Raw genomic sequence first — 11,573 nt, 5'->3', positions numbered from 1 at the left:
CAGCCTGGTCGCAAACCCAGGCCCGGCTTTGTCGGCATTCGTCTGCATGCTTGGACTGTGCTCCAGCTACAGATATAAGTTGTACAATACAACCCAACATTCATCCAGTCAAACCTGATTCATGACCGTTACACAGCGTCACACCAAGCCAGCGCCGGACTTTCCCCGTCCCTACACCACGGTGGATGTGGTGATCTTCACGATTGCGCAAGCCCGCTTGAATGTATTGCTGGTGCAGCGCCCAGGCCATGAAGACGATCCATTTCCCGGCCTCTGGGCCCTGCCCGGAGGGTTTGTGAATGTGGATCTCGATGCCGATCTGCAGGCCTGCGCCGCGCGCAAGCTCAAGGAGAAGACGGGTGTGGACAGCCCTTATCTGGAACAGCTTGGCAGCTGGGGGGGCGCGGCACGTGATCCGCGTGGCTGGTCGGCCACCCATGTGTACTTTGCGCTGATTCCCGCCCATGAACTGCAACTGACCAAAGGCGCCAATGCGGCCGATGTGGCCTGGTTCGAAGTGGATGAATTGCTGCGCCGGCCCGCACTGGCGTTTGACCATGGCAGCATCTTGCAGGCTGCGGTGGAGAGACTGCGCAGCAAGGTCGAATACACCTCGCTGCCCGCTTTTTTGCTGAACGAGCCCTTCACCCTGCCCCAGTTGCAGCAAGTCTATGAAACCGTGCTGGGTCGCAGCGTGGACAAAAGCGGCTTTCGCACCCGCATGCTGGCAGCGAACTTTCTGGTCGAAGCCGGCCATGTGGAAGGCGTGTCGAACCGCCCCGCCATGGGCTACCGGCTGGCGGACCGCAGCGGGCCCGTGGTATTTCCGCGCACATTCAGCCCACGCGGCCATTGATACAGGCGATTACCCGCCGCTGTGCCGAAACCGGGGCTTGCTGAGATAATCCTGCCCCTATGTCTCTCCTGCCCCACCAGCTCGAACTCCTGTCCCCGGCGCGCGACGCCGATATCGGCATCGAAGCCGTCAATCACGGCGCGGACGCCGTCTATATCGGCGGACCGGCCTTTGGCGCGCGAGCGACTGCAGGCAACGACATCCGCGATCTGGAGCGGCTCATCAAGCATGCCCACCGCTTTGGCAGCCGCATCTTCATCACGCTCAACACCATCTTGCGCGACGATGAGCTGCAAGGCGCACGCGATATGGCCTGGCAGATCTACAACGCCGGCGCCGATGCGCTGATCATTCAGGACATGGGCCTGCTGGAGCTCGATCTGCCCCCCATCCAGCTGCACGCGTCCACCCAGACCGATATCCGCACGCCCGAGAAGGCCCGCTTTCTGCAGGACGCCGGCCTGTCGCAGATCGTGCTGGCGCGCGAGCTGGATCTGAAACAGATTGCCGCCGTGCGCGCCGCGACAGACCCGAGCCGCACCACCATCGAATACTTTGTGCATGGCGCACTGTGCGTGGCCTACTCGGGCCAGTGCTTCATCAGCCATGCCCATACCGGACGCAGCGCCAACCGTGGCGACTGCAACCAGGCCTGCCGCCTGCCTTATGAGGTGACAGACGCCAGCGGCCGCATCATCGCGCACGAAAAGCACGTGCTGTCCATGAAGGACAACAACCAGAGCGATAACCTGCGCGCGCTGATCGACGCCGGCGTGCGCAGCTTCAAGATCGAGGGCCGCTACAAGGACATGGGCTATGTGAAGAACATCACGGCCCATTACCGCAAGCTGCTCGACGAAATCATCGAGGAGCGCGAGTTCTCCGATCAGCCGCTGGCGCGCTCGTCGTCAGGCCGCACCACTTTCTCGTTCGAACCCGATCCGGATCAGAATTTCAACCGCGAGTTCACAGACTACTTCGTCAACGGCCGCAAGGATGACATCGGAGCCTTCGACACGCCCAAGACACCGGGTCGTGCCATAGGCTGGGTGACACAGGTCGGCGACAAATGGTTCGAGATCGAAACCAGCGACAAGACCGCCGAGCTGCACAACGGCGACGGTCTGTGCTACTACGATCTGCAAAAGGAACTGGTGGGCGTGCACATCAACCGTGCCGAATGCGTGAGCGCCAAAAAAGGCATCTGGCGCGTCTTCCCCAAAAACGAGATTGCCGAATTCAAGGATCTGCGCAAGGGCCTGGAAATCAACCGCAACCGCGATATGGACTGGGTGCGCACGCTGGAGAAAAAGTCCAGCGAGCGCCGCATCGGTCTATGGGCCGAGTTCAAGGAAGCGGCTGCCGGCTTTGCGCTGACGCTGACCGACGAGGACGGATTTGTCGGGGCTGCCGCCATCGCGCATGAGCACCAGAGCGCCACCGACCCAGCCAAGGCAGAAGCCACGCTGCGCGAGCAACTGGGACGCTTTGGTGCGACGGTTTTCGAGGTGAACGATATTTCACTGAGCCTGAGCCAGCCCTGGTTTGTACCCGCCTCGGTGCTCAACCAGCTGCGTCGCGATGCCGTTGCCGCATTGGAGCAGGCCCGCGCCGACGGCTTTGTGCGCCTGCCCCGTGCCAAGCCCGTGGAGCCGCCCGTGCCTTTTCCTGAGGACACGCTGACCTATCTGGCCAATGTCTACAACCAGAAGGCCCATGACTTCTATGTGAAGCATGGCGTGAAGATAATCGACGCCGCCTACGAGAGCAAGGAAGAAGAAGGCGAAGTCTCGCTGATGATCACCAAGCACTGCGTGCGCTTCTCGATGAGCCTGTGTCCCAAGCAGGCCAAGGGCGTGATCGGCGTCAAGGGCACCATCAAGGCAGAGCCGCTGCAGCTGATCAACGGCAAGGAAAAGCTCACGCTGCGCTTTGACTGCAAGCCCTGCGAGATGCATGTGGTGGGCAAGATGAAGAAGTCGGTGCTCAACCAGCATGCCAAGGAAATGAAAGAGTCTCCCATGCAGTTCTACCGCACACGCCCCACGCCTCAGCAACTTTCCTGAGCACGTTTGAGCCCACAAAAAAGCCCGCTACCGGCAACGGTTGGCGGGCTTTTTTACAACCTCAGAACCACTGGTAAAAACCCTCGATTCAGTCCCTTTACTCAAATCGTCTATTTTTTAGGCAATCCGTGCAAATCACCATCTGGCGCGGGTTTCAAGAATTGAAAGCATAGTTTTCCACAAGAGCGTCCACATGATGCGGGGATAAAACTGAGGCATCCATCACACACAACTGTATACATGAACAGTTGCATGTATCAGGCTTGTCGAACAGCCGATATCTTGCCGAAAGACAGCTTTGCACAAGCCTCTTGCAGCAACTTTGCCACTGCCGGCACCAGGGTGCTGAAGTTGGCAAACCCATGCAGCATGCCTTGCGCACGAAGGCTGGAAACGGGTACGCCGGCCTGCTGCAGGCGCAGGCCAAAGGCCTCTCCTTCATCGCGCAATATGTCCAGCTCCGCCGTCACCAGCACTGCTGCCGGCAAACCAGCGAGATCGGGGTACTGCATGATGGAGGCCAGTGGATGTGCAGGCATGGCAGGATGATAGTGACGCCACATCGCGGCCATGGCTTCGGTGGTGAGAAACGGCATCTGCCCATAAAGCGCATGCGATGGCGCATCCATATGCGCATCGCAGACCGGATAGAACAGCAGTTGCCGGGATATGCCTCTCCAGCCGTCTTCTTTTGCACGCAGGCAGGTGGCGACGGCCAGATTGCCCCCCGCGCTGTCGCCCGCCACCATCAGCTGCCGCGCATCGCAATGCAGCTCTGCCGCATGCAGTGCCACCCAGCGCGTGGCAGCATAGGCGTCGTCCAGCGCGGCAGGAAAGACATGCTCGGGAGCCAGCCGGTAATCGACCGACACAATATTCATGCCGGTCAGGCGCGCCAGGTGGCGGCACAGATTGTCATGCGTTTCCAGCGTGCCTATGCACCAGCCGCCGCCGTGAAAATAGACCATGACCGGCGCTGCCTGCGCGGTGCCGGGACGGTACAGGCGCAGCTTGAGCGGCTGGCCATCGCCACCGGAAATGTCGATTTCGCGCACCTCATGCATGGGCAGGTCGGCAGGCGGGAAGGCCATGTGGTCCATGAGCTTGCGGATTTCGGGCACCGGCATGGTGTTGAAGTCCATGGCGGGTGAGTCCTTGAACTGCTCCAGCACGGCAGCCATTTCTGGGTGTATCTGCATTGGGACTCCTTGAAATTGATGGAGCGCGCCCGACCAGGACAGGCCAGGACGGGCGCAAGACGGCACTCAGGCCACAAGCTCTTCGGTCTGGTGGTGGATATAGTCCTGCCATACCGGCGCACTCATCTCCTGCCTGAAGCGCGACTGCGACCACGGCCAGGTGTTGGGCACACCGTTTCTATCCAGGTACCAGCTGTTGCAGCCCGAGCCGAAGACCGAGCCTTTGGCGGCCTGCAAGCGCTCCTGGTCGTACTGAGCCAGGGCTTCGGGCCTGGCCGAAAGCCCTGCTACACCGGCTTGTTGACCACGCTCTATCAGTTGCGAGATGTAGCCCCACTGCATTTCCGAGGTATCGATCAGCGAGAAGTTGCCCACGGGAGAAGTCGGCCCGTTCATGAAGTAGAAGTTGGGAAAGCCCGGCACCGAGATGGACTTGTATGCCGTGGGCACATCGCTCCAGGCCTGCTCCAGCGTGGCTCCGTTCAGGCCCGTCACATTCATGGGGCGCACATAGCGGTCGGTCTTGAATCCCGTGGCCAGGACGATGATGTCCACCTCATGCAGCACACCGTCGCTGGTACGCACTCCCTTTTTCTCGACCTTGGCAATAGCGTCGGTGATCAACTCGGAATCGGGGTGCTGGATCGCCTTGTAATAGTCGGGTGAATAAATCAGGCGCTTGCAACCAGCCCGGTAATGAGGCTGCAGTTTTTCACGCAAGGCTGCGTCTGCAACAGAGCCATCCAGGTTGTCCTGGCAGATTTTCTGAATTTCCTGAATCTGCTCCGAATTCGGGTCCAGCACACCCTCGGTAAAGCGCTCCACATTGGCTACATAAGTGGGTTCGCGCTGCAGATAAACCAGCAGATCGCGGTTGCTGCGGAATTCGGCACGCTGCTCTTCGCTGAAAGCCGGATTCTCGACCGGGAAAATCCATTGGGCCGTGCGCTGAAAATGCCGCACCCTGGCACGCGACGCCAGTGCGGAGACAATTTGCACGCCCGTTGATCCCGTGCCGATGACGGCGATCCTCTTGCCGTCCAGCGGTACAGAATGATCCCAGCGTGCACTGTGAATCGTGTCCCCCTCGAACTCCTCCAGGCCCTTGATCTGCGGATAGTTGGGGTGGTGCAGCACACCTGTGGCGGCAACCACCACCTTGCCCTGATATTGCTTGCCATGCTGATCCTGCAGCGTCCATGCATCGCACGCCCATTCGGCACGCGTGATTTCGGTACCGAACTGCGAAAAATCGGCAATACCGTATTTTTTGAACACGCCTTCGAAATACTGCTGAATCTCGGCTCCGGGCGGAAGTACCCGAGACCATTCGGGGTTGGGCTCGAAAGAATAGGTATAGGCGTGCGATGGCACATCGCAAGTCAGGCCTGGATAAGTATTATCCCGCCAGGTCCCCCCCAATGTCCCGGCCTTTTCCAGAATAATGAATTTCTTCCCGCTATTCTTCAGATGAATACCAGCCAGAATTCCGGACATTCCGCAACCAATCACTATGACGTCATATTTCATTGGAATTCCTTAAATATTAATTACTTTTGCTGCAGAGAATCCACCATCTACCGGAAGATTGACCCCGGTAATAAATGAAGAAATATCGGAAAGCAAAAATGCCACGGCATTACCCACCTCTTGCGGCCTGCCCGCACGCTTGAGCAAATGCATGGCCTCGAAAGCCCGGCCTACAGGCAGTTCATCAAGCATGGTGGTCATGGGTGTATGGATATAGCCGGGGCTGATGCTGTTGACCCGCACGCCGTAAGGACCGAGATCCGATGCCAGACTGCGCACCATCTGGATCACAGCCCCCTTGGAGGTGCAATAGGCCAGATTGGTCGGGTTGCCCAGCATTCCGTTGATGCTGGCGATGGTGACGATGGAGCCCTGACCACGCTGTTTCATGTGGCTGGCCACAGCACGAGCACTGAGCATGGTCCCCGTCAAATTGACCTGGAGTACCTGCTCCCACTCCTGCAAGGGCATGCTCTGCAGATCACCCACGCGGGAAATGCCAGCAGAAGTCACCAGCCCATCAATCTGCCCATAGCGGTCCAGCATGTAAGCAACCAACTCATTGGTCAGCTTCTCGCTGCTCACGTCAAGCTTGCGAAATTCGCAGCCCTGCGGCAAATCCTGGCTTTGCTGAAGATCGGCACACACCACCTTGGCGCCGCTGGCTGCCAGGGCCTGGGCGCTGGCCAGGCCTATGCCCGAGGCACCACCTGTAACCAGAACCACTTTTCCTTCCAAACCACTGATGAATGGATTCATTTTCAAACCTCAATACTGGCTGACCGCCACCAATTGGCGATGAGGATTGAGATTCTTTGTTCTTTTCAAATTCAAATCACTCTGATTTTTCCTCTTTACAAAATAAGTTTGTGTTTACAGCCCCTAGTGGAAACCATTAATTCATTCGGACGTACTGTGCCCGGATTTTTTATATGTCAAGCAGGTCTTCCCATTTAATCAATCAATAAAGACTGTAAACACCTTCAATAACTGTCAAGCGGGAATTCGTGAGAAATATAGATAAGCCGAAAATGCTTTAATCCATTCGTATTTAGCCAATGAGGAAATCATGAAAGTTGCAGTCATCACCGGTGCAGCCAGTGGAATTGGTGCAGGCCTTGCCAAAAAGGCAGTCACTCTTGGAATGAAGGTCGTGGTTGCAGACCGCGACCAGGCGGGTCTTGAGAAAGTCGCGCTGGAACTGGGAGATCAGGCATTGGCCGTGGCCACCGATGTCACCAGCCAGGCGTCGCTGGATACACTGGCCGACAAGGCCTATGCAGCTTTTGGTCAGGTCGATCTGCTGTTCAACAACGCAGGCGTTCTCAGCACCGGCAATAGCTGGGAGATCAGCGATGCCAAGTGGCAGCAGGCCTGGCAAGTCAACGTCAACGGCATTGTCAATGGCCTGCGCGCTTTTGTGCCGCGTCTGCTCAAGGCCAACCGGCCTGCCCGCATCATCAACACAGCATCGGTAGGCGGTTTTCTGCCCAGCGCCATGATGGCCCCCTACTCCGCCACCAAGTTCGCAGTGGTCGCGCTGACCGAAGGTCTGGCTGGCGAACTCGCGGCCATTGATCCGCAAATCAAGGTCTCGCTGCTGGCACCAGGCCCCGTCAGGACAGCCATCTTCCGAGAAGCACCTGACGCGGCGTCGGCAAAATTTCACGGCATGATGACCCATTTGCTCGACGAAAACGGCATGGACACCGAGGAGTTCGCCAACCGCGTCTTTTCTGCCATTGACCGTGGTGAATACTGGATCGTGCCTCAGCCGGAAATGTTGGACCCGCTGCTCAAGGCCCGCAACAAGCTCATCGAGACCCGAGCCGACCCAGTACTGTCCTGGACGCAGGAGACCGCAGAGTGAAACCAGAGCCTGCTTTTGCAGGCCCTGGCAGCATTTGCGGGGCACACCCGGATATCAGGTGCCCCAAAGCTCTCTGGCCACCTGCTCGAACTGGCGTCGCATCACGTTTTTCTGCACCTTGCCCGTCGCCGTGGACGGGAAGGCCTCCACAAAATGGACCAGTTTTGGCACTTCAAAGCCGCTGAGATGATTGCGGCAATGGGCCAGTATCGACTCCGAATCCACCTGAGCCCCCGGCTTGCGCATGACAAAGGCACAGACCGCCTCGCTCCAGTGGGGGTGCGGCAGACCGAACACGGCGGCGGCCGCCACCTCCGGATGCGCCAGCACCACGGCTTCAACCTTCACGCTGGCCACGTTCTCGCCGCCGGTCTTGATCATGTCCTTCTTGCGATCTATGAACTCCATCCGTCCCTGTGCGTCCCACATGCCCAGGTCGCCGGTATGGTGCCAGCCGAACTTCTGTGCCTCTGCCGTCGCCTTGGGGTCCTTGAAATAACCCAGCATCACATTGGGGCCGCGATGCACGATCTCGCCGACCTGACCCGCTCCCAGCAGATTGCCATCGTCATCCATAACGGCGGTCTCGCAAGTGCTCAGAGAGCGCCCCCAGAAATTGGCATCGCATTCGGCGTTGAGCAAGGGGTGGAAAGTCATGGTGGCCGGATATATCTCGGTCTGCCCCGTGGCTAGAGAGATATTGCGGCACATGCGCTGCGCAATCTGGGCGATCAAGGGTTTGGGAATGGGCGCCATGGCATAGATGCACTGCCGGATGGTGCTGGGCGCGAAACCCGGATCGGCCAGCACTGCGGCATACATCAGGGGCAGTCCGACAAAGATCGTCACACCTTCCTTCATCACCAGTTGCCCTACCTCCGCCGGCACAAACTGCCGCGTGAGCACGGTGCAAGCGCCTGCCGCCAGCGCAGTCTGCACCAGCGCATGCTGGGCGCAATGAAACAGAGGCAACCAGCCGCTGAGCACATCGGCCTCGCCATATTTCATCTCCTCGATATTGCCCTTGACCGCCGCATATACCGACAGATGAGAATGCACCACGCCCTTGGGATTGCCGGTGGTGCCGCTGGTGTACATGAGCAAGGCCGCCTGGTTGTCGTCAATATCAACCTCGGGCAAAGCATCGGACTGGCCTGCCTCGGACTGTGCCAACGACATGCCCGGCAGTCCTGGCTGTATTTGCTGCGTTTGCAGGCGCGTGATGATGAGCGGCACCTGCAATTGCTGCAGAATTTCGGCCAGCCCGGGCAGGGCCAGCAACTCCTGATCGACCACCACTGCCGACACCTCTGCATGCCGCAGGATGTAGTCGATGCTCGATACCTCCAGCTTGATATTGACGGGCACCCACACCTGCCCCGCCTTGTGAATGGCATTGCAGGCCACCACCATGTCTATGGAATTGGCGCACAGCATGCCGATCTGCTTGCCCGTCCCCAGCGTCGAGAGCAAATAATGCGCGAAGCGCGAACTTCGCGCATCCAGCTCGGCATAGCTGATGCGCTCAGCACCATCGACCAGCGCCGTGCGGCTGCCAGACTTGCGCGCACTGCGGTAGAGCAGATCACCCAGCGCAATGCGCCGGATGCGCCGTGCCTCCTTCGTCAGACTCATCTCGATCATGGTTTGTCTCCTTGATAGTGTGCAACCCGGAACCCATAACCCACGCTTTTTCTTGTTGTGTCTCTAATCCTGCTGCGGCATGGCCATCGCGGCGGCAGCAACCATGGGCGAAAGCTGGCCCTGCGCCCCGCCGTCACAGGCAATGACCGTGCCGGAGATATAGCTGGCCGCATCACTGCCCAGAAACAGGGCCAGCTGGGCAATGTCCGCGGTCGTTCCCATGCGCCCCAGCGGCACCATGCTGCGTACCAGAGCGTCTCCTTCAGCCCCCTGCGGGGCCAGCCGGCGCATGCCTTCCGTGCCCTCGATGGGGCCGGGGGAAATGGCGTTCACACGAATGCCCTTGGCGCCCCACTCCAGCGCCAGTACCCGCGCCAGATGGTCCACTCCCGCCTTGGCGGCGCAGACATGGGCCTGGTACATCATGGGCACGGTGGACTGCGGCGCGGTGATGAAGATCAGGCTCGCCCCGGGCTGGCGCAGATGCACCAGAGCCTGACGCGCGACATGAAAGCTGCCCAGCAGATCGATGTCCACCACCACCCTGAAAGCGTTGGACGACATCTGCTCCGCAGGTGCGAGGAAGTTGCCTGCCGCACCAGACACCAGCACGTCGAGCGGCCCGTGGCAAGCCACGGCCTGCGCCAGCGCCGCTGCCACCGCCTGTTCATCGCGCACATCGGCTACCACGCCAAAGGCCTGCGCCCCCAGCGTCGCCAGGGCCGCGTCCACATTGGCCTGCTTGCGGCTGACGACCGAGACCCGGGCTCCTGCCATCGCGTAGTGCTGGGCAATGCCCAGGTTGATGCCTGTGGTGCCGCCAAACACCATCACATGGCGGCCCGAAAAATCGAATTGCACATTCATGAACAGCACTCCTCTGCTCGCAACAAGGCTTTCTGGATCTTTCCTGCCGGGGTCAACGGCAACTCGGTGCGAAACACCAGCTGGCGCGGCAGCTTGTAGTCAGCGAGCTGCTGGCGGCAATGCGTGAGCAGTTCCTCCTCGCTCACGCTGGCACCGGGTTTGATCACGATGTAGTAGCGCCCCACCTCGCCCAGCACGGGGTCCGGCACGCCTATGCCGGCGACCATCAGCACGCCTGCATGACTGGCAATCACGCCCTCCACCTCGCTGGGATAGACGTTGAAGCCGCCCTGTATGAACATGTCTTTTTGCCGCCCCTTGAGGTGGATCAGGCCCTGCTCATCCACAAACCCCAGATCACCCGAATGAAGCCAGCCGCCGGCAAACACCTCTTCGTCCTGCTGCTGCCCAACATAGGCCGGAATCACCCCAGCACCACGAAACCACAGCTCCCCCACCTCGCCGCTGCGCAGCTCTTCGCCATCGGCCCCGGCCACGCGCAGCTGCGCCCCTTGCAGCGGCTTGCCTATGCTGTGCAGCAGGGCTTGCTGATCCGCCTGCCAAGGTGTCATCGCGATGGCCCCGGAAGTCTCGGACAGACCGTAGAGATTCATGATGTTCACGCCCGGAAACTGCTGCTGCAGCCGCTGCAGCAACACCGGCTCCACATTCGATCCGCCCACCACAATCAGGCGCAGCCGGCTCATATCCACCTCGGCCAGAAGCGGATGCATGAGCAGCAGCGTCAGCATGGTGGGCACGCCCACCAGCCAGGTCGGCGGATGCTTTTGCGCCATCCTCAACACGGATTCGGGGCTGAACATGGGCACCAGCTCGCAGCAACCGCCCGCCAGCAACATGGTCAGCACGCCGCAGGTAATGCCGCCCACATGGTTGAGCGGCATGGCCAGTTGCACCATATCCTCCGCCGCAGCCTTCACATGCGCATGCTGCGCCAGCGCTGAGCCCAATTGAGAGCGATGCGTCAGCCCCGCTGCCTTGGGCCTGCCCGTGGTGCCGGATGTGTAGATGATCATCAGCAGGTCATCCGGTGCAGGACCGTCGCCTTCATGCAAGGCTTTCGCCCCGGACCGCAGCGCTTGCTCGAATCCTTCATCCACCCACAGCAGATGCTCCAGCGCCGCAAAACGCCGACGGGCCTGCGCCAGATAGTTCTGGTAGTCGAAGCCGGCAAACTCGCGCGGCGCAAGCACGGCCTTGACCTGGCTGTCCTGCAGCATGAAGTCCAGCTCGGCATCGCGGTATCGGACGCTGAGGCCCACCACGACCAGCCCCGTCTTCGCCGCAGCCAGATAGCTCAGCACCCAGGGCAGACCGTTGGGCAGGATGATGCCGATGCGATCACCGGGCCGCAGACCCAGCGAGGACAAATGGGCGGCCCAGGCGCCGGCCATCACATCCACCTGCTGCCAGCTGTAGCTGCGCCCCTGGTCGATATAGGCATTCCTGTGGGGATGGTCGGCCACGGTCTGCGCCAATGCCTGGGCCACGGTCTGGGGAGTAGTACAAGCGTTCATCTG

Annotated in this window: 9 protein-coding genes; 3 read left to right on the top strand and 6 right to left on the bottom strand. The window is 59.9% G+C overall.

The genetic code is table 11. From position 1 onward, the window contains the following. The first annotated feature begins 121 nt into the window (after window positions 1-121). Complete coding sequence (locus tag ACWGXF_RS13170) at window positions 122-856, top strand: NUDIX hydrolase (RefSeq protein WP_452102013.1); 735 nt, start codon at window positions 122-124, stop codon at window positions 854-856. Between the two features lie 59 nt (window positions 857-915). Further along, a complete protein-coding gene (locus ACWGXF_RS13165; protein WP_003063288.1) occupies window positions 916-2,922 on the top strand; it encodes a peptidase U32 family protein in 2,007 nt (668 codons plus the stop codon). Between the two features lie 257 nt (window positions 2,923-3,179). Here ACWGXF_RS13165 and ACWGXF_RS13160 read toward each other — a convergent pair whose 3' ends face one another. From ACWGXF_RS13160 to ACWGXF_RS13150, 3 genes are all read right to left on the bottom strand, one after another. Further along, window positions 3,180-4,121 carry an alpha/beta hydrolase gene (locus tag ACWGXF_RS13160; protein WP_452102012.1) on the bottom strand — a complete coding sequence of 314 codons (942 nt, stop codon included), beginning with the start codon at window positions 4,119-4,121 and terminating at the stop codon, window positions 3,180-3,182. 66 nt (window positions 4,122-4,187) lie between these two features. Further along, entirely contained in the window at window positions 4,188-5,651 is a 1,464-nt protein-coding gene (locus ACWGXF_RS13155; RefSeq protein WP_370466560.1) for a flavin-containing monooxygenase, read from the bottom strand. 9 nt (window positions 5,652-5,660) lie between these two features. After that, window positions 5,661-6,410, bottom strand: a complete 750-nt coding sequence (locus ACWGXF_RS13150; RefSeq protein ID WP_452102011.1) for an SDR family NAD(P)-dependent oxidoreductase — start codon at window positions 6,408-6,410, stop codon at window positions 5,661-5,663. Between the two features lie 310 nt (window positions 6,411-6,720). Between ACWGXF_RS13150 and ACWGXF_RS13145 the strand changes: the two genes are divergently transcribed. Beyond that, window positions 6,721-7,521: an SDR family oxidoreductase gene (locus ACWGXF_RS13145; protein WP_256630223.1), complete on the top strand. Its 801-nt coding sequence runs from the start codon at window positions 6,721-6,723 to the stop codon at window positions 7,519-7,521. 54 nt (window positions 7,522-7,575) lie between these two features. Here ACWGXF_RS13145 and ACWGXF_RS13140 read toward each other — a convergent pair whose 3' ends face one another. From ACWGXF_RS13140 to ACWGXF_RS13130, 3 genes are all read right to left on the bottom strand, one after another. Next, the gene (locus tag ACWGXF_RS13140) at window positions 7,576-9,165 is read right to left on the bottom strand and encodes a class I adenylate-forming enzyme family protein (protein WP_012837860.1); all 1,590 of its coding nucleotides are present in this window, start codon (window positions 9,163-9,165) and stop codon (window positions 7,576-7,578) included. Between the two features lie 63 nt (window positions 9,166-9,228). Next, window positions 9,229-10,032: an SDR family oxidoreductase gene (locus tag ACWGXF_RS13135; RefSeq protein ID WP_039048497.1), complete on the bottom strand. Its 804-nt coding sequence runs from the start codon at window positions 10,030-10,032 to the stop codon at window positions 9,229-9,231. Then, window positions 10,029-11,570 (bottom strand): class I adenylate-forming enzyme family protein, encoded by a 1,542-nt coding sequence (locus tag ACWGXF_RS13130; protein ID WP_256630222.1) that lies wholly within the window; start codon window positions 11,568-11,570, stop codon window positions 10,029-10,031. Before ACWGXF_RS13130 ends, ACWGXF_RS13135 begins: the two co-directional genes overlap by 4 nt. Window positions 11,571-11,573: the final 3 nt, after the last annotated feature.

This window comes from Comamonas sp. HJ-2 (assembly GCF_053615495.1).
This window is presented reverse-complemented; position numbering and strand designations above follow the sequence as displayed.

Bases quoted from the DNA above. Each gene is read 5' to 3' on its own strand.
- ACWGXF_RS13150 (WP_452102011.1), bottom strand. From the start codon at position 6,410: ATGAATCCATTCATCAGTGGTTTGGAAGGAAAAGTGGTTCTGGTTACA.
- ACWGXF_RS13160 (WP_452102012.1), bottom strand. From the start codon at position 4,121: ATGCAGATACACCCAGAAATGGCTGCCGTGCTGGAGCAGTTCAAGGAC.
- ACWGXF_RS13140 (WP_012837860.1), bottom strand. From the start codon at position 9,165: ATGATCGAGATGAGTCTGACGAAGGAGGCACGGCGCATCCGGCGCATT.
- ACWGXF_RS13155 (WP_370466560.1), bottom strand. From the start codon at position 5,651: ATGAAATATGACGTCATAGTGATTGGTTGCGGAATGTCCGGAATTCTG.
- ACWGXF_RS13170 (WP_452102013.1), top strand. From the start codon at position 122: ATGACCGTTACACAGCGTCACACCAAGCCAGCGCCGGACTTTCCCCGT.
- ACWGXF_RS13130 (WP_256630222.1), bottom strand. From the start codon at position 11,570: ATGAACGCTTGTACTACTCCCCAGACCGTGGCCCAGGCATTGGCGCAG.
- ACWGXF_RS13145 (WP_256630223.1), top strand. From the start codon at position 6,721: ATGAAAGTTGCAGTCATCACCGGTGCAGCCAGTGGAATTGGTGCAGGC.
- ACWGXF_RS13135 (WP_039048497.1), bottom strand. From the start codon at position 10,032: ATGAATGTGCAATTCGATTTTTCGGGCCGCCATGTGATGGTGTTTGGC.
- ACWGXF_RS13165 (WP_003063288.1), top strand. From the start codon at position 916: ATGTCTCTCCTGCCCCACCAGCTCGAACTCCTGTCCCCGGCGCGCGAC.